26 protein-coding genes are annotated in these 23892 nt (G+C 39.8%); 11 read left to right on the forward strand and 15 right to left on the reverse strand.

Going from position 1 to position 23892, the window contains the following annotated elements; all coding sequences use genetic code 11:
- Positions 1 to 141: 141 nt before the first annotated feature.
- From ctlX to WAE64_RS18855, 15 genes are all read right to left on the reverse strand, one after another.
- Positions 142 to 1074 (reverse strand): citrulline utilization hydrolase CtlX, encoded by a 933-nt coding sequence (gene ctlX, locus WAE64_RS18785; protein WP_340239160.1) that lies wholly within the window; start codon positions 1072 to 1074, stop codon positions 142 to 144.
- 192 nt (positions 1075 to 1266) lie between these two features.
- On the reverse strand, positions 1267 to 2508 hold the full coding sequence (locus WAE64_RS18790; RefSeq protein WP_340239161.1) for a pyridoxal phosphate-dependent aminotransferase: 1242 nt from the start codon (positions 2506 to 2508) through the stop codon (positions 1267 to 1269).
- Between the two features lie 193 nt (positions 2509 to 2701).
- Positions 2702 to 3130: a hypothetical protein gene (locus tag WAE64_RS18795; RefSeq protein WP_340239163.1), complete on the reverse strand. Its 429-nt coding sequence runs from the start codon at positions 3128 to 3130 to the stop codon at positions 2702 to 2704.
- Positions 3131 to 3171: 41 nt separating this feature from the next.
- Positions 3172 to 3903 (reverse strand): hypothetical protein, encoded by a 732-nt coding sequence (locus WAE64_RS18800; RefSeq protein WP_340239164.1) that lies wholly within the window; start codon positions 3901 to 3903, stop codon positions 3172 to 3174.
- A 104-nt stretch (positions 3904 to 4007) separates the two neighbouring features.
- Positions 4008 to 4562 (reverse strand): RNA polymerase sigma factor, encoded by a 555-nt coding sequence (locus tag WAE64_RS18805; RefSeq protein WP_340239411.1) that lies wholly within the window; start codon positions 4560 to 4562, stop codon positions 4008 to 4010.
- Positions 4563 to 4750: 188 nt separating this feature from the next.
- Positions 4751 to 5707 carry a transketolase family protein gene (locus tag WAE64_RS18810; RefSeq protein WP_340239166.1) on the reverse strand — a complete coding sequence of 319 codons (957 nt, stop codon included), beginning with the start codon at positions 5705 to 5707 and terminating at the stop codon, positions 4751 to 4753.
- Positions 5708 to 5723: 16 nt separating this feature from the next.
- Positions 5724 to 6302 carry a hypothetical protein gene (locus tag WAE64_RS18815; RefSeq protein WP_340239168.1) on the reverse strand — a complete coding sequence of 193 codons (579 nt, stop codon included), beginning with the start codon at positions 6300 to 6302 and terminating at the stop codon, positions 5724 to 5726.
- Positions 6296 to 7429 (reverse strand): AAA family ATPase, encoded by a 1134-nt coding sequence (locus WAE64_RS18820; RefSeq protein WP_340239170.1) that lies wholly within the window; start codon positions 7427 to 7429, stop codon positions 6296 to 6298. The genes WAE64_RS18815 and WAE64_RS18820 overlap by 7 nt, the downstream gene beginning before the upstream one ends.
- Positions 7426 to 8010, reverse strand: coding sequence for a Uma2 family endonuclease (locus tag WAE64_RS18825; protein ID WP_340239172.1), 585 nt, complete (start codon positions 8008 to 8010; stop codon positions 7426 to 7428). Before WAE64_RS18825 ends, WAE64_RS18820 begins: the two co-directional genes overlap by 4 nt.
- 12 nt (positions 8011 to 8022) lie before the next feature.
- Positions 8023 to 8895, reverse strand: a complete 873-nt coding sequence (locus WAE64_RS18830) for a transketolase (RefSeq protein ID WP_340239174.1) — start codon at positions 8893 to 8895, stop codon at positions 8023 to 8025.
- Between the two features lie 372 nt (positions 8896 to 9267).
- Positions 9268 to 10440 carry an epoxide hydrolase family protein gene (locus WAE64_RS18835; protein ID WP_340239175.1) on the reverse strand — a complete coding sequence of 391 codons (1173 nt, stop codon included), beginning with the start codon at positions 10438 to 10440 and terminating at the stop codon, positions 9268 to 9270.
- Positions 10441 to 10525: 85 nt separating this feature from the next.
- Positions 10526 to 11062 carry a Crp/Fnr family transcriptional regulator gene (locus tag WAE64_RS18840; protein WP_340239177.1) on the reverse strand — a complete coding sequence of 179 codons (537 nt, stop codon included), beginning with the start codon at positions 11060 to 11062 and terminating at the stop codon, positions 10526 to 10528.
- A gap of 25 nt (positions 11063 to 11087) precedes the next feature.
- A complete protein-coding gene (gene bcp, locus WAE64_RS18845; protein WP_340239178.1) occupies positions 11088 to 11537 on the reverse strand; it encodes a thioredoxin-dependent thiol peroxidase in 450 nt (149 codons plus the stop codon).
- Positions 11476 to 13512: a M23 family metallopeptidase gene (locus WAE64_RS18850; RefSeq protein ID WP_340239180.1), complete on the reverse strand. Its 2037-nt coding sequence runs from the start codon at positions 13510 to 13512 to the stop codon at positions 11476 to 11478. The genes bcp and WAE64_RS18850 overlap by 62 nt, the downstream gene beginning before the upstream one ends.
- 479 nt (positions 13513 to 13991) lie before the next feature.
- The gene (locus WAE64_RS18855) at positions 13992 to 14618 is read right to left on the reverse strand and encodes a fumarylacetoacetate hydrolase family protein (protein ID WP_340239182.1); all 627 of its coding nucleotides are present in this window, start codon (positions 14616 to 14618) and stop codon (positions 13992 to 13994) included.
- 232 nt (positions 14619 to 14850) lie between these two features.
- Here WAE64_RS18855 and WAE64_RS18860 point away from each other — a divergent pair, with 232 nt between their 5' ends.
- The 11 genes from WAE64_RS18860 to WAE64_RS18910 all read left to right on the forward strand — a co-directional run bounded on the left by WAE64_RS18860 (position 14851) and on the right by WAE64_RS18910 (position 23778).
- On the forward strand, positions 14851 to 15687 hold the full coding sequence (locus tag WAE64_RS18860; protein WP_340239183.1) for a M48 family metallopeptidase: 837 nt from the start codon (positions 14851 to 14853) through the stop codon (positions 15685 to 15687).
- Positions 15688 to 16014: 327 nt separating this feature from the next.
- Entirely contained in the window at positions 16015 to 16794 is a 780-nt protein-coding gene (locus tag WAE64_RS18865; RefSeq protein ID WP_340239185.1) for an SDR family NAD(P)-dependent oxidoreductase, read from the forward strand.
- A gap of 149 nt (positions 16795 to 16943) precedes the next feature.
- A complete protein-coding gene (locus WAE64_RS18870) occupies positions 16944 to 17828 on the forward strand; it encodes an ROK family protein (protein ID WP_340239187.1) in 885 nt (294 codons plus the stop codon).
- A 22-nt stretch (positions 17829 to 17850) separates the two neighbouring features.
- Positions 17851 to 18666 (forward strand): sugar isomerase domain-containing protein, encoded by an 816-nt coding sequence (locus tag WAE64_RS18875; RefSeq protein WP_340239189.1) that lies wholly within the window; start codon positions 17851 to 17853, stop codon positions 18664 to 18666.
- A gap of 28 nt (positions 18667 to 18694) precedes the next feature.
- The gene (locus WAE64_RS18880; protein ID WP_340239191.1) at positions 18695 to 19444 is read left to right on the forward strand and encodes a 3-keto-disaccharide hydrolase; all 750 of its coding nucleotides are present in this window, start codon (positions 18695 to 18697) and stop codon (positions 19442 to 19444) included.
- Positions 19426 to 19857: a GNAT family N-acetyltransferase gene (locus WAE64_RS18885; RefSeq protein ID WP_340239192.1), complete on the forward strand. Its 432-nt coding sequence runs from the start codon at positions 19426 to 19428 to the stop codon at positions 19855 to 19857. Before WAE64_RS18880 ends, WAE64_RS18885 begins: the two co-directional genes overlap by 19 nt.
- A 91-nt stretch (positions 19858 to 19948) precedes the next feature.
- Positions 19949 to 20572 carry a hypothetical protein gene (locus tag WAE64_RS18890; RefSeq protein WP_340239193.1) on the forward strand — a complete coding sequence of 208 codons (624 nt, stop codon included), beginning with the start codon at positions 19949 to 19951 and terminating at the stop codon, positions 20570 to 20572.
- A 62-nt stretch (positions 20573 to 20634) separates the two neighbouring features.
- The gene (locus WAE64_RS18895) at positions 20635 to 21210 is read left to right on the forward strand and encodes a hypothetical protein (RefSeq protein ID WP_340239195.1); all 576 of its coding nucleotides are present in this window, start codon (positions 20635 to 20637) and stop codon (positions 21208 to 21210) included.
- A 280-nt stretch (positions 21211 to 21490) separates the two neighbouring features.
- Positions 21491 to 22153 carry a hypothetical protein gene (locus WAE64_RS18900; protein WP_340239196.1) on the forward strand — a complete coding sequence of 221 codons (663 nt, stop codon included), beginning with the start codon at positions 21491 to 21493 and terminating at the stop codon, positions 22151 to 22153.
- A gap of 11 nt (positions 22154 to 22164) precedes the next feature.
- On the forward strand, positions 22165 to 22605 hold the full coding sequence (locus WAE64_RS18905; protein ID WP_340239198.1) for a DinB family protein: 441 nt from the start codon (positions 22165 to 22167) through the stop codon (positions 22603 to 22605).
- Positions 22606 to 22749: 144 nt separating this feature from the next.
- A complete protein-coding gene (locus WAE64_RS18910; protein ID WP_340239200.1) occupies positions 22750 to 23778 on the forward strand; it encodes a cobalamin-independent methionine synthase II family protein in 1029 nt (342 codons plus the stop codon).
- Positions 23779 to 23892 lie beyond the last annotated feature (114 nt).

Below are 23892 nucleotides of genomic sequence, written 5' to 3' on the forward strand. Positions count from 1 at the left end.
GTCTTTAAATACTCTAAGTTACAATAGTATTCTCAAAATATTTATATCACACAAATCTAAAAGCGGCGGCCGCCGATATATCGTCCCTGACGGGACTGTAAAATATTGATGTGTAGTATTTTATTCTCTATTGTGCCTATCTCATTTCTCCGGCAAATGAACCTCGGCCATCATGCATCTGGCAGAGCCGCCACCACAGGTTTCAATGATATTCAAATCGAAATGGGCTATATCGGCGTATTCTTCCAGTAGTTTTTTCTGGTCGGCAGTCAATGAATCATAGGCACGGGTTGACATTACCAGAATTCGGTGTTCTTTCTGATTGGTAACGAGCAACATATTTCCGGCAAATTCATTCATTTGTTCCAGGGTAATCTCAATTACGTTTTTACCCGTGCTTTCAAGGCTTTCTTTCACCATTAGCCTTTCGTCAAGGTCAGCGATTGATTGCAGGCAAACCACGGCAAAATTATCGCCGATGCACATCATTACATTGGTGTGGTAAATCTCTTTTTCATTGGCATCTACGGCTCTGAACTTTACAATTTTGTAGCCGTTCATCTGTTCTTCCCAGGCTGTCAGTACTTCTTCGTTTGTACGAGGCGAAAGACAGGCATAGGCAATGCGGTGCATACGGTCGAGCACAAGGCTGCCTGTTCCTTCCAGAAATTTACCCTCCTGCTCAAAGCTGGTCAGGTCTATTATTTTTTCAACATGGTAGTTGGCACTTAATTCCTCTATAATATCGGTTCGGCGTTCCAGGCGGCGGTTTTCGGCCTGCATAGGGTAGAGGCAAACCTTACCACTATGGTGAAATGACACCCAGTTGTTCGGGAAAATACTATCGGGTGTATAGGGCTTTGGGGTATCGTCATATACCAAAACATTTACGCCAATGGCACGTAGTTGGCTTACCATTACATCAAACTCTCTTAAAGCATTTTCTTGCGTAATAGTAACATCTAATGCCTGAGAGTCGGTGTCCTGAAAAGCGTTACTTTCAGCAGTTTGCAGATTGAAAGCAAAATTTACAGGACGAATCATCAAGATATTTGAAGTGGTTTGGGCTTGCATGAAGTGTAAATTTTAAGTTCGCAAAATAAAAGTCTGGTGAGGTAGTCTTGAACTTTGATTTAGCGGTCCGCCGCCGCGGCTGATTTTTTTGATTTCACTGATAAATTGATTTTAATCATTAATAATATCATATTCAAATCAAAATCACTTTAATCAGTTAAATCAGGTAAATCAAAGTTCAAGACATATTCCTTACGCCATTTCCAGTTCTTCTTTTCTGATGCGGTGGCCGTCGAGGAAGAGCCTGATACGGCTGGAAGCTGTTTCGAGTTCTTCGGCCGATGGCAGAAATACGATACGGAAGTGGTCGTTTTTAATATAGTTAAAGCCTGTTCCTGATACAACCAGTACTTTTTGTTCTGAAAGTAAGTCGAAAACAAACTGTTCGTCGTCTTTTAATGAGAATTTCTTCAAATCGATTTTCGGGAATAAATACAAAGCACCTTTAGGCTTCACACAGGTAATGCCCGGAATATCGGTCATGCGGTAGTGAATCAAATCACGTTGTTTGCATAAGCGGCCATCTGATGCTACAAGGTCGTTGATACTCTGGTAGCCACCCAAGGCCGTTTGAATGGCATATTGCGTTGGCACATTGGCGCAAAGGCGCATACTAGCCAATAGGTTAAAGCCCTCAACAAACGATTTAGCTTTATGTACAGCACCGCTCAGAATCACCCAACCGCCACGAAAACCAGCCGCACGGTAGTTTTTAGAGAGGCCGCCGTAGGTCATGATAAACACATCGTCGCTCAGTGATGCAATCGGAATATGCTTCGTTCCATCATACAGGATTTTATCATAAATTTCGTCAGAGAACACAATCAGGTTGTGTTCGGCTGCCAATTTCACAATACCTTCCAATACTTCTTTGCTATAAACTGCTCCGGTTGGATTATTGGGGTTAATTACAACAATACCCTTGGTTTTACGGGTAATTTTACGGCGAATATCATCTAAATCGGGGTTCCAGTCTGACTCCTCATCACAGATATAGTGCACAGGCTTACCGCCAGAAAGCGCTACTGAGGTTGTCCAGAGCGGATAATCGGGCGATGGTAACAGAATTTCGTCACCTTCGTTCAAGAGTGCCTGCATGGTCATCACGATAAGCTCGCTTACACCATTGCCGATAAAAATATCATCAATCGTTACGCCATGAATACCCAATTGCTGGGTATAGTGCATAATGGCCTTACGGGCCGGAAAAATACCTAAATGATGTGAATACCCTTGTGCATTGCGGATATTCATAATCATATCATATATAATTTCGTCGGGAACATCAAAACCAAATGGTGCAGGATTACCAATATTAAGATTGATAATTTTTTGCCCCATGGCCTCTAATTGCTGTGCTTTGTCGAACACTGGCCCACGGATAGCATAACTGAGGTTATTGAGGCGATTGCTTTTATTAATAGACTGTTGCATACGCTTATTAAGATAAAATTGTGTGTAAAATTAGTTAAAATTTATCCGTTTTTAATGCAGTTGTTTAGGATTATTCCTTCATTTTATTTTAAAATCTGTACAACTTCAATAACAAAAAAACACAAAAAAGGTCGAGATGCAAGCATTCTCGACCTTTTTGTAGCATTTGTAACGCTTTTGCGCTACTTTTTTATTAATTGCGTAGTTTTTCTATCAATTTTTTGTTGAAACTCTGTTCTGTGCGTTTCAACTCGGCATATTGTTTTGGCGTAATTGTTTTGAGCAATTTGGCCATATATTCTTCATCAAGTTCTATTTCTTTCTTTCTGATAGCTAGTGCCTGGCGGTGCGAGCTAATCACTTTGTCGTCGCCGGTGGTGGTGGCATTAGCTTCATCAAGCGCACGTTTGATGCCTTTGCGTAGATCAAACTTTTTGCTTTGATACTCGTTGTAAACCGACCAGAACTGAGGTGCCTGTTCGGTTGTCAGGCTCAGGTTTTCGGTAATCAAACCGATTTTAGCGGTTTGTATTTTCTCGAATCTTTCGTCTCGCAAGCCTTGTCGGTTCTGGGAGAACGAAAACATCGGGATTATTAAAATGATAATTATTAATTGTTTCATAACTGTTGGTTTTTCATTTAGTTTATTGTGTCACGGCTATTCTAAATATCTTCTAAATCCTGGCTTTCCAGGTGTTCTATTATATCTTTTTTGTTAATCTCTAAATCGTCCATCATTTTGGTTTCAATGCCCTGTGGTAATGGGGTTTCTTTAGATGCAGCTACTTCGTATTCAACATAGCTCAGGTCTGTTGTTGAAAGATAAGAGCTTATGTCTTCCTGGCTCAATGCCGCAAATGCAGCCTCAGATTTAGATTGTGAGAATTGCGGTATAGCCAAGCCCACACCAATCATGAGCACAATACTTGCGGCGGCTGTCCATAGTACCCGGCCTTGTTGCCACCAGTTTACCTTTATTACCTTAGGTTCTTGTGTTTTGCTAAGAATACGGGCAGGCAGTTCGTCGAAATAATTGGCGGGTACTTCAAAAATGTTTTTCCGCTCAATACTTTCAACCGTTGCGTGGGCTCTGATGCTTTCTGCGGCATTCTCAAAATAGCCTTCTGGTACTTTAAACACATTGGCCTTTGGTAGTGTATTGAGGCTAATTGCTGTTTGCCCGATGCTGGCAATCCGATTCATGATTCTTGACGAAAGTGTATCGAAGTAATTGTCAGGCACACCAAAGTTTTGTTTTTTGCCGAAATTCACCACTGGCTCTTCTGAGAATGTTATCCGTTCCTGAATAGACATAGGCAAAGTATCGAAGTAGCCCTCGGGTACTTTGAATACGTTTACTTTAGGAAGTTCGGTTATTTTGATAATCTGTTTCATTCTGTTGTAGAGAGCGAGTAGCGTTATCCGCTCTTTTTAAGCCTTTTAACTATTTTCTTATTAATTGTTTTTTTGACAAGTTAATTTTTAAAAGGTTTAAATAATTATGACTCTTTATTTAAAAATTCTTCAATTTTTTTCACAGCCAGGTGATATGAGGCTTTAAGCGCCCCTACAGAAGTGCCCGTTATTTCGGCAATATCTTCGTACTTCATGTCTTCATAATACTTCATATTAAAGACCAGACGTTGTTTGTCAGGAAGCTGCAACAATGCCTTTTGAAGTTTTAGCTGTATTTCGTCGCCCGAAACGTAATTCTGTGAAATAGAATTTTCTAAAGTATTGAGTAAGTCCAGGCTGTCGTCGTTTTCGAGCGGCACATGGTTCTGGCGGCGTTTCTTTTGTAGAAAATTTAATGATTCGTTGGTGGCTATGCGGTATATCCAGGTATAGAGCTGGGCATCGCCTCTGAAATTCTGTAAGCCCTGCCATACTTTTATAAATGTTTCCTGCACCACGTCGTCGGCGTCGTCGTGGTCAATTACCATTTTACGGATATGCCAATAGATTTTTTGCTGATATTTTTTTATCAGTTGTTCAAAGCCTTTCTGGCGGTTCTCAGGGTCTAGTATTAATTTTACTAATTCTGGGTCTGAAATCTGCATTTTTCAGTAAATAAGTTGAACGTGTGGTATAACCCCACCCCGTTCCCTCCCCAACTGTGGGGAGGGTGTTAAACCCTTCTTTTAGAGACGGAATGTCTGTTAGAGAAGAATTTGGAGCGACCTGACGGGAGGGGAGATGATTCGCTCACGAGTATTTAATATAATAAAACAACACAGTTGTTTTATTGTTTTCTTTGAATTGCTTTCAGGGCTTTTTCAACGATATTTTTTGCTGAAAGACCGTATTTCTCCATCAACTGAGCAGGTGTACCTGATTCACCGAAAGAGTTGTTTACTGCTACGTACTCTTGTGGTGCCAAGAAATTCTGAGCCAAAGTTTGAGCTACCGCATCGCCTAGGCCACCATTTGCCTGGTGCTCTTCGCAAGAAACCACACATTTAGTTTTACGAACGCTCTTTAAGATAGCTTTTTCGTCTAAAGGTTTAATGGTGTGTATGTTCAGAATCTCGGCGCTGATGCCTTGTGCTTCCAGTATTTCGGCAGCCTGAATAGCTTCCCATACCAAGTGGCCAGTAGCTACAATGGTTACATCTTTACCTTCGCTTACCATCCATGCTTTACCGATTTCAAAAACTTGGTCGGGCGCTGTGAAAACAGGCACAACCGGACGGCCAAAACGCAAGTAGATTGGGCCTTTCCAGTTAGCTGCTGCAATTGTAGCGGCTTTTGTCTGGTTGAAATCACAAGGGTTGATAACCGTCATGTTTGGCATGGCACGCATCATGGCCAAATCTTCAAGAATCTGGTGCGTAGCACCGTCTTCGCCAAGCGTAAGCCCTGCATGAGAAACGGCAATCTTAACGTTTTTATCTGAATAAGCTACCGACTGACGGATTTGGTCGTAAACTCTACCCGAGCCAAAGTTAGCAAAAGTAGTAGCAAACGGAATTTTACCGCCAATAGTCAATCCGGCTGCTACACCAATCATGTTGGCTTCAGCAATACCGCATTGGATAAATCTTTCAGGATTTTCTTTAATAAAAGTATCTATTTTCAGAGAGCCAACAAGGTCGGCGCAAAGCGTTACTACATCGGGGTTAGTTCTGCCTAATTCGGTCATACCTGCACCAAAGCCCGAACGTGTATCTTTTTTCTCGGTGAATGTGTATTTTGTCATAAACGCTGATTAATCTTTAATGAATTTTACTTAATGATTGTAATTTGTTTATAAAATATTTGGCACTCGGGCAGTTTGGGTGTTTTGCTGCGTTTTCGATAGAAAAGCCGTATTTTAGCATGATGCCAGCAAATATCAGTTTATCACTAATGCCTCTTTTTCGAATTTCTAAACTTTTGGTTTTTAAAAATTGAAAAGGCTTATCAATGCTTTCAGGCGAATCATGAGAAAAATTTTGTCCGAAATAAGTAGTTAATGTATCGTTATCAGCTATGAACCAAGATTCGATGGCTTTCACAACAATAACCTTAACAACTTCATCAGCTTTAATTTCGTCTCTCGCTTTTATTACGCAATCTAAGTCTTCTAAATCACGGATAATGAAAATATGCTCAACGCCTTTATCTTTTAAGATATTGATATAAGCTTTAACCTTTTCGGCATCTTGAAAAATATCTTTTCCTCTTCCTCCTTTGGGAGGGAAAATATCTGCGGCAACCTCAATATTATTTCTGTGACAGAATTCTTTGAAGTTATCAGATGCGATAATTTTCTTTTCAGTATCGCCTTCTACCAGAAAGCCCACTTTTACCATGGAGTACCCCCTCCTAAAGCGCCGGATAACCAAAGTTCAGACATATCAAGACCATGTAAATCCATGCCCTTAAATTGCTTAACCTGAGTTTCACCATTTACTTTATCAACCACAATTAATTCTTCTGGTTTAAGGCTTTCAACTAGAGTTTGTGAATGAGTATTAAGCCATATATAATGCCCTTTTTCTTCACAAGACTGTCTGAAAAAATCAACCAGTTTTCTGATTACAAAAGGATTTAAACCATTTTCAGGCTCTTCAATACATAAAAACTGAGGTTCATCTGATTGAAGCACTGCTGTTAGTAAGCATAGAATGTTATATGTGCCATCAGAAATTAACTCTTTATTGAAAGGTTTGTCATAGTGTTTCTGATAGATTAATAAATCTTCATTACTACTAAATTCACTTTTACGGACTTCAATATTCTCAAATTCGGGCAGAAATAAAGAAAGCCATTCAAAAATTTCCTCTTTTATTAGGCTATTTTCTAAAAGTCTTTTCAGTACTTTCTCTAAATTATCTGCATCAGTATTAAGTTTTTGGGAGTCAATAAAGTTTTGTCTATTTTTATTTTTTGTACTAGGGAAAATTCTGCTAAACTCTGTGAAAAATTGTTTATACTCAGAATTGTTCTTAAAATCAGAAGGATTTTCCTCAGAAGCAAAAGGATAGAGAGAAAACTTAAAGTTTTTAGTTATATACGATCCATTTCTTCTGTAATGGAAGATAAAATCTTTACCTACTGTCGCCCCTTTATTAGTATTGGAAGAGAAATGATTATCTCCTCCCTGATGGACTTTTAAACTAGAATTTAAGCTTTGAAATTGAACTTCAAACCCAAAATCAAATCCTTTAAGATATTTCCCTTTAAAGAGTTCAGAGAGATCAATACCTCTGGTATCTAAGTATATGTTTTTATTGACAAACTGATTTTGTCCACCAAATAGACTTTCAACAGTTTCGAAATCATTTTTAGAGTAGTAAGAATATAACTCCAAAGCCTCAAAAATATTAGATTTTCCGCTTCCATTGGGGCCAACAAAAACCGTAAAGGGGTTTGGCTCGTTGATGGTTATATCAACAATGGATTTGAAATTCTTGATATTTAAAGAAGTGATTTTCAAACGAATACTCTGGTTAAATCAATTGCTAATTCTGGAAATATAATAGAATACAAAGTTTCGTCTTCTATGAAAGGACGATGCCCAATGAACTTACCTTGCTGGTCTAATGTATAAACCAATACTATTTTATCGGCTATATCAACCATCCAGTATTCCCGAACACCTGTTTCTTCATATATCTCAAACTTTTCTTTCATTTCCTTTTTGGTATTACCCGGAGAAAGAATTTCTACAATTAAATCAGGAGCACCAATACAGCCACGTTTGTCTAATTTTGCTTCATCACAAACAACGCATATATCAGGTTGAACAACGGTATATACTTCTTTATCGTTTTTTTCATCGAACCGAGGTAGCCTCACATCAAAAGGAGCATGGTATATTTCGCATGGTGTCCCATAAAAATACTTATCCATTTCTCTTTCTAAATTCCATGAAATTTTCTGATGTTCTCTGGAAGGAGCCGACATTCTCATGATATAGCCCTTGATTAACTCCAAACGCTCACTTATCTGCCATTTTAAATAATCGGCATAGCTGTATCGTTTAGAAAAATCAAGTTGTTCGATGCTCGTTATCATTGTGTCTATCTATCAATAATCTCCGATAGTACCAGTAGTTACCAGTTGGTCAAGTGCTTTTTGTAATTGTTCGTCGTTTGGTGCTACGCCGTGCCATTTGTGGCTGCCCATCATGTAATCTACTCCTGCGCCCATTTCGGTTTTCATGAGTATCATAATTGGTTGGCCTTTACCTGTCAGACGTTTCGCTTTGCGAAGTCCGGCTACAACTTGTTCCATGTCGTTGCCGTCTTTTATTTCCATTACATTCCAGCCAAAAGCTTTGTACTTAGCTTTCAGGTCACGGTTGCTCATTACCTTTTCGGTTGGTCCGTCAATCTGTTGGCCGTTCAAATCTATTACTGCAATCAGATTATCTACTTTATGGTGAGGGGCCGCTTGTGCTGCTTCCCATACTTGTCCTTCTTGTTGTTCGCCATCACCCATTAAGCAATAAACCAGGTTTTTATCACCATTCAGGCGTTTTGCCAGGGCTGCGCCGATGGCTACCGAAAGCCCTTGACCTAACGAACCCGATGCAACACGGATACCCGGAAGGTGCTCGTGTGTAGTAGGGTGGCCTTGTAGTCTTGAGTCAATCTTACGGAATGTTGCCAGTTCTTTTACGTCAAAATATCCTCTACGAGCTAAGGTTGAATAAAAGACAGGCGAAATATGGCCGTTTGAAAGAAAAAATAAATCTTCACCTTTTCCGTCCATATTAAAAGATAGATAAGTGTCTTTACCTTTTCGATTGTTGATTTTCATTTGTTGAAAATATAGCGCAACAAATAAATCGGCACAACCTAGAGAGCCTCCCGGATGGCCGGACTGGCAGGCATGCACCATTCTAACAATATCCCGGCGTACTTGTACCGCAATGTCTCGTAATTCTTGGGTTTGCATTTAAAAAGATTATTAAGTGTCAAAAAAACAATTAATACAAAAGTAGTTAAGAAAATGATTAAATTGTGGTTTTGTATTAATTTTTACAAAAGTACATAATACATCTTGGTTTTTATATAAAGTATTGTCTTAAACTTAACGTTTATAGGGGAAAATAACCGTTTTCAATCAGTTTTTATCAAAATGCTATAATAATAAGCTCTCGGTTGTAGCCAATAAATCAGTCGGTCGTTGTGCTTGGTGTTTAAGAAAACAGAGATTACATAATTTATCTATGTGCCGATTCGGGTCGGCACATAGATACAATCTATAACCTGAGAGTTTTGTAGAGGCTATCTGATAGAGTAAAGCCAGTTTTAATCGGCATGATTATTAAGAAATAGGCATGAAGAAATGCCTGATATCGTCTACTAGTAAATCAGGAACTTCCATAGCCGGGAAATGACATCCTTTATCATAAAAAGACCATCTGTCAGGTTCACCCATGAAAGAAGTGAGCTTTCTGAGCAGGGTTTCATCTTCTTTTTTACCAAAACACGCAATGGCCGACGGAACCTTAGGTGGTGTCCATTGATTGGCCTCTTGTGAATTTTCTTCACCCCAGTTAAAAGCCATATTCATATTTTCGGAGAGGATTTCAGCACTTGACGCACCCAATTGATTGAACCAGTACAAAGATACATTGGTTAACATTTGGTCAAGCCCAATAGCATCTTCTGGTAGTTCTTTGTCTTTATCGGTCCACTCTTTATATTTTTCAGCCATCCACGCCAGTTGTCCTACCGGGCTGTCGGTCAAGGCAATACCTATTGTATTGGGTCTGGTAGCTTGTATTTCCAGATAGGCCGTACCATCTTTTTTGTATTGTTTCATTTGTTCCAGCCCGATTTTTTCGGCATCTGTCAAAGATGAATCATTGGCAGGAAACATGCCAAGCCCTGCTACTGCAAAAAAGTCGGAGTTAATATGTGTGCCTATCAAGTTATAGGGAGCAATGCCTGACATAATGCCGGCGATACCAGCACCCATATCGCCTCCATGCACAGCAAATTTTTTGTAGCCCAGCTTATCCATTAAGGTAGCAAATGTTGTAGCAATTTTGAACATATTATAACCTTTAGCTACAACAGGCACCGAAAAACCAAAACCCGGAATGGAAGGAATAACAAGGTCAAAGGCTATTTGGCTGGCATCTTCAGGATTTGTAAGAGGCTCAATAATGCTAATGAAATCGGCGAATGAGCCAGGCCAGCCATGAATCAGCATCAGGGGAACTGCATTTGCTTTGGGCGATTTAATATGTAAGTAATGAATATTCTGCCCTTCAATTTCGGTAATAAAATGTGGGTATTTATTCAGCATAACTTCCTGTTTTTTCCAATCAAATTTATTCAGCCAATAGTCGGTGATATGTTTCAGGTAATCAATCGGAACGCCCTTTTTCCAGCCGTTTTGTACGTTTTGCATTGGCCATCGGGTATTGGCAAGTCTTTGGTTGAGGTAAGCAATGTCTTTGTCGGAGATTTGAATTTTGAATTGTCGCATGATTTTGAATGTTGAATGTGAAACAGATAACATTACAAAGGTCGGCACCATGCATCCGACAGACGATAACAATTGTTAATAAATACTACCTTCTGTTTCTGATTCTACTCAGAGAAACCGAGGTGATACCCAGAAAAGAAGCAATGTAATGCTGGGGTATCCGTTGGAGAATTTGAGGGTGTTGTTCCAGCAATTCCTTGTATCTTTCTTCGGGGCTATTTTTGATTCGAGAAAGAAATAGTTTTTCGACCGACAGTAGCCTTTGAACTGTCTGCTCTTCCAATGCCTCCTTAATTAAGGGCGAAGCTGCGATAATCTCGGAATAGTCTTTCTGGGTGAGCGTATGTATAATGGAAGGCTCAAGGCTCTCGATTGAATAAAGACTTGGTTGGTTGTAACGGAAACTTTCTGCCGAGGAAATAGCCTCGCCTTCGAAGAAAAACTGAAAAGTAATATCTTTGCCATCTTTATTGAAAGAGAGCCTGAGGCATCCTCTTTCAATAAAGTAAACCTTTCTGGCAACTTCGCCCTCATTGAGCAGTACTGTTTTTGCAGGTATTTCCTGCTGCCTGAACAAGTGGCTGAATTTACCCCATTCAGCCTGTATAGATTGGTCTGTCATGAATTTTGTTTAATTCAAACCCAATTTACTTCAATATCTGCTGAGTGTGGTTTTTTGAATCAACTTTTGAGATTATTTCTTCAATAATACCGTTTTCGTCAATGATAAAAGTTGTACGAAACACGCCCATATACTTGCGCCCATACAATTGTTTTTCGCCCCAAACGCCAAAATCTTCGGCTATTTTATGTTCGGGGTCGCTTAGTAAATCGAAAGGCAGATTATACTTTGCAATAAATTTCTGGTGCGATTTCTCGCTGTCTACACTTATGCCTAGCACCACATAACCTTTTGCCAGAAGTGCTTCATAATTATCTCTTAAATTACAGGCTTCTGCGGTGCAGGTGGGGGTATTGTCTTTCGGATAAAAGTATAAAACTATTTTTTTGCCTTTAAAATCGTTCAGGTCAATTTCATCGCCGTTTTGATTTTTTGCCTTTAGCTGCGGAGCCGGATTTCCTACGTGCAGGTGCATGTGTCTTTTTTGGTTTGTTTGTTTGTTGTTTAATATACTCATCAATATTAACCTGATAAGTACCTACATTGCCTACATTATCTGTAACCTCTAATCTTAAGTTTCCACTAAATGTTTGCTCTGGGTCGAGCTTGATAGACCATATTTTGTTGCTTTTGTATTCATAATCCATCAGCACCCATTGGTCGTTTACATAGCAATTGAAGTTCTTGATACCTGAGAGGTTATCTGAAATAAGGAAACTCAGGTAATCGGAACTAATACGGGACGGGCGTATGGTTGGTGCTTCGTTGTCGCTGATTAGCTGAAAAGCACCCAAGCGACGGGTTTTAAACTGAATAGCACTGCCAACCCATGTGCCGCCCAGATAAGAGCGACCGCTGCTAATATCGTAAACCCCTGTTTTAGGCGACATTGAGATGCCAGAGGGTGTCCATAAGACAGTAATCATATCTTTCAGCGGCGTTTTTTCATTGTTAATCGCCAGGCGAGTGCCGCTTAATGAGGTAGAAAGATAGAGCGTATCGTATAATGCATTATTGAAATCAATGCGTAGGTTAGGCTCGGTATAAAACTGCCCTACTTGCGGTAATACCTCTTTTTTGATACCAATCAGTGCCGAACTGTTATCAACCTGTGCAAAGTCGGCAATGCCCTTGTTTAAATCATACAAATACACGGCTTCTTTGCTGGCAATGTACGATAATGGCACTTTGGTCGGAACACCCTTGTTCTGTAAAACCGCAAACGGTGCAGTAGTATTTTTAGCCCTGATAGCCAACGTATTTTCGGTAATAGAAGTTGAAATATTGCCTGCAAAAACGCTCTCTTCAGCTACAGATGTGGCCTCGTCGTTTTCCTGAAGAACAGCAGGTGCGCCTTGAATAGAAAACGAGAGTGTTGATGTATTGCCGTAGGTGTCTCGTACCTTTACATAGACGCTGTGTAACTGATTATCGTTGATAAATATTTTACCGTTGTTTACATCGGTTTCGTAGATAGTGATGCGGTTACCATCGGCTACATAACACTTATGAATGCGCACACCGTTGGTTTGCGACAACTCGTAATCTATATGCACGTTAATATCTTTCGAAACATCGAAAGGCATTTTTTCTAGGTTGAATTTATAGGTGCTTTTACCGTCAACCTCTACTTCGAGCTGGGTAATTCCGAGCCTGAAAGGAGACGTATTACTGCGGTCGTAGGTATTGAGTTCAAGACCGATAATGCCTTGTGCTTTTACGATGGCAGGCAACACATAGTCGCCACCGGCCGAGCGTTTGGGTGTCATAGAAACCCTGCCAAATTCGCCATTTACCCGTGAATAAGCATTTAGGGTTTTTAGTACTACTTTTTCTATTACTGGGGCTTGTGAGTCTACAATTTCGGGGAAACCGAATTTCATTGGGTTAATGGCATTTTCAAGCGCATCACGGATTTCGAAATGTAGGTGAGGGCCACCCGATGCACCCGTATTACCCGAAATAGCCACCACTTCGCCCTTGCGGACTTTTATTTCATTTGGGCCGGGCGTGAGTTCTATTTCCCATACTTTCTGGCTGTATTCACGCTGGCGCACATACTCTTCAATAACCGTATTATAATTTTTTAAATGGCCGTAAACAGTAGTATAGCCATTTGGGTGGGTTATGTACAACACATTGCCATAGCCGCCACGCATTACCCTGATACGAGACACATAGCCATCGGCAGCGGCATAAACACTCAGCCCCTCGGCTCCACCAGTGCGGATATCAAGCCCTGCATGGAAGTGGTTGGTACGGAGGTCGCCAAAACCACCTGACAGAGAAGCCTGCTTGCCCGGTTGTATCGGAAACATAAAGTAGCCTTTCGGGAATTGCTCTTTGGCTGCGGCATTGTTGTCTCTCTGGGCATAAGAGCTCGTAAGAGAAGCATCCGAAACCAGATAAACAATCAATAAGACTGCACTTAAAACTCTTGTGATAATCATGGATTTATTATTATTCATCACGTATTTGTAAGGGTTTGGTGGATATGGGCATACAACAATGCCTGTTGAATCAATAAACTCTAATTAGCATGGATTGTTCGATATGATAAACAGGCGGTGTTCGTCTTTTTTAAGATGAACGCTGGGGAGGATATATTAATAATTGCGTTATTGACGAACAATAATTAAGATAAGTGATATTATAAAAAAAGACCCCATCCCCAACCCTTCCCCAACAGTGGGGAAGGGAGATAAAAGCTCCTCTATATACTGTCAGTAAAGAAGAATTTAGCGGTATTAGCACCAAGTAATATTTTGTATACTTTTCTTTTAGAATTTCTACTTTTTGCTCCCTTCCCCACTGTTGGGGAAGGGTTGGGGATGGGGTCTTTTTTTAACAGCCTCCTTTATAAATAGTATATCTTCCTGCCAATGCTTATATCTTAAAAAACAATTGTCTTTTTCGCTTATTCTTACTCTTATTTTACTTCAAACTCAAGCATTTTTTCGCCTTCAATAAAGGCACTTAGTTTGTCGCCTACTTTTACAGGGCCAACGCCAGCGGGTGTGCCTGTAAAAATAATGTCGCCAGTTTTGAGGGTAAAATATTTTGATACAAACGAGATGATGTAATCGAACGAAAAAAGCATCAAAGACGTATTGCCTTGCTGACGAGTTTGTGTCTCACCGTTAGCGTCGGTAACATCCAGATTGAAATTTAGATTTTTTAAATCAGCAAACTTCGATTTAGATACAAACTCCGAAACAGGTGCCGAGCCGTTGAATCCTTTGGCTAAATCCCACGGTAAACCCTTCGCTTTTAGCTTCGATTGTAGGTCACGGGCTGTGAAATCTATGCCGATACCTATTTCGTCATAATATTTGTGTGCAAATTTTTCCTCAATGTTTTTACCCATTTTGTTGATTTTAAGCAAGATTTCAACTTCATGATGAATATCTTTCGAAAAATCAGGATAATAAAAAGGCTCTCCGTTTTTAGAAACAGCCGTATCGGGCTTTGTGAAGATTACCGGCTCATCTGGACGTTCGTTATTTAATTCTTTGATATGTTCGGCGTAATTTCGGCCAATTGCGATAATTTTCATACGATAAAAGCAGACTCTAAAGTTTAGATTTTGGTTTGAGTTATTTAATTTTTCTGTACTTTTGGGGCTCCCAACATTACGGAAATTTTACAAAAATAGGCAATTTTACTATTTCGCTTACAGATAATGGTCTGATTTTTTAGACTTTATCTGAAAATAAATATTTGTGATTTCGTTATATTCTCAACTATTTACGTCTAAAAAAAACGAGAACTAAATTTACTATAATACGATGAAAACCTTATTGAAATCTTCGGTAGCTGCTTGTTTATTATTCACATTAATCTGGTCTTGCCAGAAAGTACCACTTACCGGCCGTAACCAGTTTGTAGGCTTGGTTTCAAACGACCAGATGATACAAATGAGTTTTGCCGAGTACAAGGGCTTTATGGATACCTCGAAGGTAGTACCTGCCAACAATAACGATGCTGCAATGATTGCCAGAGTGGGCGGAAGAATAAAGACTGCTGTTGAGAATTATTTGATTCAGAACAATTACAGCGAGGTAATTAACGGTTACCAGTGGGAGTTTAAACTGGTACAAAGCAAAGAAGTAAATGCCTGGTGTATGCCGGGTGGCAAGGTTTGTTTTTATACAGGTATTTTGCCAATCTGTAAAGATGAAGCAGGTGTAGCAGTAGTAATGGGCCACGAAATTGCCCACGCTATTGCGAGCCACGGCCGTGAGCGTATGAGCCAGGCAATGGCCGCACAAGGTATAACAGCAATTGGTGCCGCAGGTGCAGGAATCTATACCGGAAACCAACAAGTGATGGATCTTGTAGGACAAGTATTAGGGGTAGGAGCAACTGTTGGTTATGTATTGCCTAATAGCCGTAAACAAGAGTCGGAAGCAGATAAATTAGGTTTGATTTTTATGGCAATGGCCGGCTACGACCCATCGAATGCAGTGGCTTTCTGGCAAAGAATGGCTGAGGCTGGTAAAAACTCACAAAAACCACCAAAATTGCTTTCAACCCACCCTGCTGACGAAGACCGTATTGCAGACTTGAAAAAGCAATTGCCACAAGCACAGAAATATTATACTTCGTATGCAAGTAAAAGATAATTGTTGATTTTATAAATCATCATAATAGAAGGGTACTGATTTTCGAGTCAGTACCCTTTTTTGTTTTTTAATAATTAAGGGAGTAGAGCCTGTTTTCTAGATCGTACACGTAGAGACAGGGCACTGCCCTGTCTCTACCCAATTGAATATTTTTTAAACGATTATTATCTAATGTATCCTAAGGGAATTGTATTTCTCTGAAATAATTATTCTACAAAGCAGAATTAAAATCATGCTACAAAAAAATTTGTAAAGATTTTTTCTTTCATTACTTTTGCTTGTATAGACAAGTTGCTTGTTTGATTGATTAAACGTCGGTAAAATAAGATGCTAAGAAACAAGAAAATAGTTATTATTGGTGGCACAACGGGCCTTGGTTTATCGGCTGCCAAAGCCTTTGTAAAAAGTGGGGCAAAAGTAGTAGTAGTTGGTCGGAATCCTGAAAGTTGTGTGGCTGCCGAAATAGAACTGGGCGAAAATGCACGGGCCATGAGTGGCGATGCCGCCAACCCCGATACCGCTACCAAAGCCATAGATTTAGCTATACAAGATTTTGGCGGTTTTGATGGACTTTACCATGTAGCAGGCGGCAGCGGACGCAAATTTGGTGATGGCCCACTACACGAAATATCTTTAGATGGCTGGAACAAAACCTTTGAATTGAATCTTACTAGCCTGATGCTTTCAAATCAGGCGGCTATCCGTAAGTTTCTGGAACTCGGTAAGGGTGGTACTATTCTTAATATGGGTTCGGTGTTGGGTGTTTCGCCATCGCCGAAGTATTTTTCAACCCATGCTTATGCTGCTACTAAATCGGCAATTATTGGGTTTTCTAAATCTATTGCGGCTTATTATGCGCCCGATAATATCAGAATAAACGTATTGGCTCCGGCTTTGGTAGAAACGCCTATGTCGCAACGAGCATCAAAAGATGAAGTAATTCTGGATTTTGTGAAAACCAAGCAGCCTTTAGATGGTGGGAGAAACGGACAAGCAAGTGATTTGGATGGTGCTGCCGTGTATTTTATGTCTGATAGCTCAAAATTCACTACGGGACAAGCGCTTTTTGTTGATGGTGGTTGGGGAGTGAGTGAGGGGCAGTACTAATTTGACAAACTATTTTATTTACCACGGAGTAACACAGAGTAATCGCACGGAGTTTCACCAAGTTTTGCACTGATTTACTCCGTGAAACCCCGTGCAAAACTTGGTGAAACTCTGTGGTAAACTCCAATATTCGAAAATCGACAATAAATATGGCATACGTAATTGGTATTGATTTAGGGGGTACAAACATAAAAGGTTTGATAATCAACCAGAATGGGGAGGTGTTGAAACAACATTATATTCCGACCAAAGATACAGAAGATGGTTCTTGGCGTGAGAATGTGAAGGAAATGGTTGAGTACCTGAAAAACTATCTGCAACAACCTATTCTGGGTATTGGTTTGTCTGCTCCGGGCTTGCCAAATGAGCAAAACCAATGTATTGCTTACTTACCTAATCGACTGAAAGGCTTAGAGAATTTTATGTGGGGCGAGTACCTCGGCGATGCTACCTATGTGCTGAACGATGCTCACGCCGCACTGATGGCAGAAGCAAAATTTGGTGTAGCCAAAGACAAACGCAATGTGGTGCTGCTGACACTAGGCACGGGCGTAGGAGGGGGCATTTTAATCAACGGACAATTGTATCAGGGGCTTTCGCAAATGGCGGGGCACATGGGGCATATCTCACTCAATAGTCACGAAGAAACCCAGAGTATTGTGGGCATGGTGGGTAGCCTTGAGTACGCCATTGGCAATTATTCGATTGAAAAACGGAGTCATGGGCGTTTTACTTCAACCTGGGAGTTGGTAGAAGCCTATCGCAAAGGCGATTATTTTGCTTCATATTTATGGCTTTCGTCGGTCAGGAAACTGGCTATTGCCATCAGTTCTCTTGCCAATCTATTATCGCCCGAAATGGTGGTGCTGGCAGGTGGCATCACACTAGCCGAAGAATCACTTTTTGAACCGCTGGCTTCTTTTATGGAATTATACGAGTGGAGACCCGGCGACAAAAAAACGATAATCGAGCAAGCCTATTTTGGCGATATGGCAGGGGCTATTGGTGCTGCCAGTTTTGTATTAGCTAAATAAAATCAAACAAGAAATTATAGAAATGAGTGTTATACAAGATTATCTGAATAAATGTGCGGCAATTGTTGAAACCGTAAAGCAACAGGAAAACGAAATTCAAACAGCAGCCCGATGGTTTGCCGATTCGATTCTGGCAGGCCGTATGGTGCATGTCTTTGGCTCTGGGCATAGCCGTATCATGGTCGAAGAAATGTGGCCTCGCTATGGGTCTTTTCCGGGTTTTAATCCTATTGTAGAACTTTCGCTGACATTCCATAATCTGGTAGTAGGGGCAAACGGACAACGCCAGGCCATGTTCTTAGAAAATGTAAGCGGCCTTGCCGACCGTATTTTAAGAAACTTCGATTTTTCGACGCTTGATACGGCCTTAGTAATCTCGTCGTCGGGTACAAATATTGTTCCTGTCGAAATGGCTGAAATTTTTCAGCAAAGAGGTATTAAAGTAGTGGCATTGGTAACTAAAGAACATCTGGAAGCCAGTATTACCAAGCGTGCCGACCATAAAAAACTGTCTGACTTTGCCGACCTCGTGTTAGACACAGGCGCACCCGTTGGCGATTCGATGGTGTATGTGCCCAATCTTGATACGCCCGTATCGCCGGGCTCAACCGTAGGTGGGGCTATGATTATCAATAGTATTAAAGCACAGGTGGCCGACTACCTCACGCAAGCGGGGCATCCGCCAAAAGTACTTACGGCAGGGGCATTGGTAGGCCCACAAAAAGCCACCGAATTATTTGAAGCTGCCTACGACGAACACGCCCACCGCATAGCCAAGATGTATGCCAAGCTGGGAGTACCGAGTTATGTGTCAGAAAACAAAACCCAGAACGATTAACAGATTGTCAACCTATTTACTTTAACCTATGAAAAAGATTTTTTACCAATTGGCGTTGGCTGCATTGAGCCTCGGCAGTTTTGCGCAGAATTTTAAGGTACCTAAAACTACCGAGGTGTGGGAGCCTCTCCCCAAAATAGTTACACCTGCCACAACACCCGGCGGAGCACCTTCTGATGCTACTATACTTTTTGATGGCAGCAATATGAACGGCTGGCAGCATACCAAAGACAAGTCGGCATCGAAATGGCTTTTGAAAGATGGAGCCATGATAGCCAAAAAAGGTACGGGCGAGTTGATGACCAAACAGGAATTTGGTAGTTTTCAGCTACATGTTGAGTTTAATATGCCGCTTGATTCTAAAAAAGTGGGGTATCCTGACGGGGGTAATAGTGGGGTGTTTCTACATGGCAAGTACGAGATTCAGATTTTTGATTCCTACAATAACGAAGTGCCCATCTACGCCAATGGTATGGCGGGTAGTGTATATAAACAGGTGATTCCGATTGCGAACGCCATGCTGAAGCCAGGCGAATGGAACAGCTACGACATATTTTTTACTGCGCCAAAATTCAGATACAACGGCTCGGTTGAAACCCCTGCCTATGTAACGGTATTGATGAATGGCGTGATGGTGCTGAACCACTTCGAGATTCAGGGAACAATACAGTATATCGGCATTCCATCGTACGAATATTATTCGGGCAAGGGGCCGATTGCCTTGCAAGAACATGGCTCAGAAGTAGCATTCAGGAATATATGGATAAGAGACTTATAAGCACTGTGATAGAACTAAAACAAATACATGCAATTGAGACCTGGGGGCTGCGCCATAGAGTGATGTGGGCCGATAAACCACTCGACTTTGTGAAGCTCCCCAACGATGCACAAGGGCTACATTATGGGCTATTTGAAGACAGCAAACTGGTATCGGTTATTTCAATGTTTGTGAATGGTGAGCAGGCGCAATTCAGAAAATTTGCTACTGACATGAGCCGCCAAGGAAAAGGCTATGGCTCAAAGTTGTTGAATTTTATGATTGATGAAGCACAAAAGCAAGGTATAAAAGAACTTATCTGCGATGCGAGGGTTACGGCCATTGGTTTTTATGAAAAATTCGGAATGCAGATAGATTCAGATGTATTTCAGAAAAGTGGGAAGGATTATGTAAGGATGCGTTTGAAGATTTGATGATGAGTGTTTTTGGGTAATAAAGGTATTGCACAGCAAGCAGTAGCTTCGGTGAGGTAATTGATAAAAATAGGATAAGTTGGAAGGTTAAATGATAGATACTAATGAAAAATATATACTAATAAGCAGTCCAGTAAATCATGAGAATTTTGGGAGTAGGATTGTATTATTGGTAGTGTTGTTTGGCGTAAGCCTAACTTTTTTCTTTTTGGGTTTTTCACATGAACCATATATGGCGTTTGGGTATGTCATTTTGGGCTTAATATGCCTTATAGTTACCCTAATTGTTCTAAGGAGGGTGCTTAATTTGGAAATTTTAAAAATAACCAAAATAGCCATATTTTGGGAAAGTATTAGAGGGAAGTCAATAGTTATTAATAGAGAAGACATTGTCTCATTTCATGAAAAACATTTAGAGGAAACATCAAATAAGAGAGTAGACAAATGGGATGAATTATTGCTTTTTACCAAAGACGACTATATAACAGTATCTTCCAAAATACATCCAGACTATAAAAAGGTAAAACTCACTCTAACGGCGGGTTTAAAAGATTTCCTTAATGATTCTTTATATAGAACCTGTTTAAACTTATTTCTTTTGCCTGCAAATGATGCTTTTTCGATTATATTTCAGAGAAAAATTTCGAACGTAGTTCTACTACGTCCTCAACTTTTCCCTTCATCTAATCAAAAAATCATTCATTTTCGTCATTAAATAAAAAGTTTAAACAGGTTCATAGAAAAAAAAAGAAAATTAGAGAGAATCCTAGATATTCATTGAAACTATTTTTATTGGGGTTTTTATGTATTTCTTTTCCTTTTTTAAAATTCTTTTATTTTGAATATGCCGCTTCTGATATGAAATATAACCAATTAACGGAGATAAAGGGGAAAATAAGGCCTTATTCTGATGTAATAACAGAAAGCAAACCTAAAAAAGAAATTGGTTTGAAGTTTGAGTTAAATGAATATCCAAATATGGAGTTTAAATTATATAAAGAGTATTTTAAGGATATTGATTATAAAGATTTCAGCAACGCTTTGTATACAGATAATGAAGTTATTTTAAGTATTTCTTCAGATGAATACAGGAAAAAGTTTTCAGAGGAAATCCCCATAAAGTTTATGGATAAATATTTTAATTCTATCCAGGTATTCGGTGCTAAATTTGGCAATATAGAAATAAAGAGAATAAAAATTAGGCCAGCTAATAACTCTAAAAAAAATGAATTTAGCTATCTTGATGGTGTTAGCTCATATCTATTAATTGGTATATCGGCTCTTTTTATTTATTTAGGAACTCAACATTGGAGAGAATATAAGAAGTTGTTAGATGAGGATAAAGAAGCTTAGAAACTGTTTGAGTTAATCTTGTTGAATTGAAAAAGGCGATTTTTGTTCAATACTTCGCTCTAAAAATCCTCATTTAGCTCTGCTAAACTCCGGTTTTTAAATCTCGTCTTGAAGCAAAAATAGCTCTTTTCCATTTTCAAAATTTAACTCAAACAGTTTCTTAAAAACTATAAGTATTTTTTTAACAGAAATTAGTAGTGCCTTGCTTGAGACAAAAGAACAAATAATTCTAGTAAGTAACCCATTCAACATTAAAAGCTTTCTCAAACCGCTTTTACTATTGATGATTTTATTTGGTGCTGCTATTATATCTCTGCTAATAGGGTTTTGTGAGTCATCCGAAGAGGGCATTCATTTAATACTTGGGCCAATTTGTCTGGTTTTATTTTTGATAGTTTTTGTATATACACTTAGTCTTAAGGTTTTAACAATTACAGACCTAAATATAAGAGCCAAAGGTAAAGTAGGAAAAGAATTTGTGATAGAAAGGCAAAGGATAGTATCATTTGATGAAGAGCATTTCAAAACAGTATATAGACCACGGAAAGAATGGGATGAGTTGGTTTTATACACAGATAAAGGGTTTGTGAAAATTACATCATTTTCGTATGATGACTACGAAAAAATAAAGGAAATTCTAACACATGATTTACCCAAGCGTATAAACAAAGAGATAAATCTAAAAAACAAGAGTTTAAATGAGGCTTTGATTGAATCAAGAATATTAATAACCTTAGGAATTGCTTTTGCTCTTGGGCCAATGCTGGTTGTGGTTGATGTATTAAGCCATTTCTTTGAAGGAAATACACAAATATATAGATTACACGAAGCGAGTTTTTACTTATTAACTTTAAGTTTTGTGGGTTTTGCTTATGCAGCATACAAGCGACGGAGAAAATACAAAAGTTTATTGAGAGAAATGGGCGTAAGAGCGAAATTTTAATAAATCAGATAATGAAACAATCACTAATCAAACTATTAGACAGAGATTTACTAAGACTTAAAACCGAAATTGAAGCTTATACCGACGAAGCGTTGTTATGGGAAGTAAGCGGAGAAATCAGTAATTCGGCTGGAAATTTGTGCCTGCACCTGATGGGAAACCTGAATCATTATATAGGTGCGCAATTGGGTAATACAGGCTATGTACGGAATCGTCCTTTGGAGTTTTCGGATAAAAACGTTCCAAGAGCCACCCTGATTCAGCAAATTGAAGATACAAGAGAAATGCTTAAAGTGGTAATAGCTAACCTGAGCGAAGAAGACCTGGCAAGAAACCATGTAGAAGAATTTCATAGAGGCCAAGAGAGCAACGAATTTTTTCTGATTCATCTCTATGGGCATTTCAATTATCACTTAGGCCAGATTAATTACCATCGGAGACTTGTTAAATAATTTATGTAAACGTCTTGAACTTTGATTTACCTGATTTTATGATTTACTATGATTTAACTATATGTAATCATTACAAAATCAAAAAAATCAGTTTAATCAGGTAAATCAAAGTTCAGACAATTCACTCAATAAACACCTATTCATATGCAACCTATACCTATCAGAACAACCGTTGTAGGGAGTTATCCTTTTCCGGGTTGGCTTGAATTTTCTTCTATGAACCTCGATAAGTTTGGTGCGGCAGATATAGAAGAAATGATTGAAGATGCTGTGATTGCAGCTATTCACGACCAGACTACAGCAGGGCTTGACGTGATTACTGATGGCGAACAAACCCGCCTTGACTTTAACTTATCGTTCTACGGCTTTATTAAAGGGCTTGAACCTAATCATGCCGAAACCCGTAAGTTTGGGCCGCCTGCGCACGACCAACGGGGCAAACATTCAATTGTTGAGCCATTGACAGCCCCGAAAGGACTAGGGGCTGTGAAAGAATACCAGCGTCTGGCAAGGTTAGCTCCGCAAGGGCATACGCTCAAGGCATCGGTACCGGGGCCTTATACATTATCGGGACGGATGCTGCCCGATGGCAAAATCTACAAAGACCGCTTTGAGGTTACCGAAGGGCTTTTGCCTTTTGTAAAAAAAGAACTGGAAGATTTAGTGGCTGCGGGTTGCACCGAAATTACGGTCGACGAGCCGTCTATGTCGTGCTATGCCTATAAAGAAGACACCAAGCGCTTTGTTGATATTTTTAACCGTACTATTGAAGGCGTAGTGGGCAAAGCCCGGGTTTCAACACATTTATGCTTTGGTAATTTTAAGGGCCGTCCGGTGGGGTATCGGAAATTGCACCCGATGTTGCCCGATTTTCTGGATATGAATGTCGATGAGATTCATATCGAAATGGCAAATCGTGAGTTTGATGAGGTAGAATTATTGGCCGAGTTTGCCCAGAAAATGGACGTAGCCGTGGGTATTATTGATGTAAAAAACTATTACTGCGAAACAGTAAAAGACGTAATAGAGCGAATAGAACTTTGCCTGAAATACGTTCCGGCAGAAAAACTGGCAGTTGCACCCGACTGTGGCCTGAGCCAAACAGCCCGCTGGGCCTCTCGCCAAAAACTAAAAGCCATGTGCGACGGTGCAAAGGCGGTGAGGGGAAGGTAGTCTTGAACTTTGATTTACCTGATTTTTCTGATTTACCTGAGTTCTACGATTGTATTATGATTACTTCTGGTTTAATCATTAAAATCAGGTTAATCAGGTAAATCAAAGTTTAAG

Origin of the sequence: Emticicia soli (genome assembly GCF_037860775.1) — a bacterium.
Lineage (GTDB): Bacteria > Bacteroidota > Bacteroidia > Cytophagales > Spirosomataceae > Emticicia > Emticicia soli.

Coding starts and splice junctions, on each gene's coding strand:
- WAE64_RS18850 (WP_340239180.1), bottom strand. CDS start 13,512: ATGATTATCACAAGAGTTTTAAGTGCAGTCTTATTGATTGTTTATCTG.
- WAE64_RS18795 (WP_340239163.1), bottom strand. CDS start 3,130: ATGAAACAATTAATAATTATCATTTTAATAATCCCGATGTTTTCGTTC.
- WAE64_RS18835 (WP_340239175.1), bottom strand. CDS start 10,440: ATGCGACAATTCAAAATTCAAATCTCCGACAAAGACATTGCTTACCTC.
- WAE64_RS18875 (WP_340239189.1), top strand. CDS start 17,851: ATGAGTGTTATACAAGATTATCTGAATAAATGTGCGGCAATTGTTGAA.
- bcp (WP_340239178.1), bottom strand. CDS start 11,537: ATGCACCTGCACGTAGGAAATCCGGCTCCGCAGCTAAAGGCAAAAAAT.
- WAE64_RS18815 (WP_340239168.1), bottom strand. CDS start 6,302: ATGGTAAAAGTGGGCTTTCTGGTAGAAGGCGATACTGAAAAGAAAATT.
- WAE64_RS18855 (WP_340239182.1), bottom strand. CDS start 14,618: ATGAAAATTATCGCAATTGGCCGAAATTACGCCGAACATATCAAAGAA.
- WAE64_RS18800 (WP_340239164.1), bottom strand. CDS start 3,903: ATGAAACAGATTATCAAAATAACCGAACTTCCTAAAGTAAACGTATTC.
- WAE64_RS18830 (WP_340239174.1), bottom strand. CDS start 8,895: ATGCAAACCCAAGAATTACGAGACATTGCGGTACAAGTACGCCGGGAT.
- WAE64_RS18865 (WP_340239185.1), top strand. CDS start 16,015: ATGCTAAGAAACAAGAAAATAGTTATTATTGGTGGCACAACGGGCCTT.
- WAE64_RS18810 (WP_340239166.1), bottom strand. CDS start 5,707: ATGACAAAATACACATTCACCGAGAAAAAAGATACACGTTCGGGCTTT.
- WAE64_RS18825 (WP_340239172.1), bottom strand. CDS start 8,010: ATGATAACGAGCATCGAACAACTTGATTTTTCTAAACGATACAGCTAT.
- WAE64_RS18885 (WP_340239192.1), top strand. CDS start 19,426: ATGGATAAGAGACTTATAAGCACTGTGATAGAACTAAAACAAATACAT.
- WAE64_RS18890 (WP_340239193.1), top strand. CDS start 19,949: ATGATAGATACTAATGAAAAATATATACTAATAAGCAGTCCAGTAAAT.
- ctlX (WP_340239160.1), bottom strand. CDS start 1,074: ATGCAAGCCCAAACCACTTCAAATATCTTGATGATTCGTCCTGTAAAT.
- WAE64_RS18910 (WP_340239200.1), top strand. CDS start 22,750: ATGCAACCTATACCTATCAGAACAACCGTTGTAGGGAGTTATCCTTTT.
- WAE64_RS18860 (WP_340239183.1), top strand. CDS start 14,851: ATGAAAACCTTATTGAAATCTTCGGTAGCTGCTTGTTTATTATTCACA.
- WAE64_RS18905 (WP_340239198.1), top strand. CDS start 22,165: ATGAAACAATCACTAATCAAACTATTAGACAGAGATTTACTAAGACTT.
- WAE64_RS18880 (WP_340239191.1), top strand. CDS start 18,695: ATGAAAAAGATTTTTTACCAATTGGCGTTGGCTGCATTGAGCCTCGGC.
- WAE64_RS18790 (WP_340239161.1), bottom strand. CDS start 2,508: ATGCAACAGTCTATTAATAAAAGCAATCGCCTCAATAACCTCAGTTAT.
- WAE64_RS18840 (WP_340239177.1), bottom strand. CDS start 11,062: ATGACAGACCAATCTATACAGGCTGAATGGGGTAAATTCAGCCACTTG.
- WAE64_RS18870 (WP_340239187.1), top strand. CDS start 16,944: ATGGCATACGTAATTGGTATTGATTTAGGGGGTACAAACATAAAAGGT.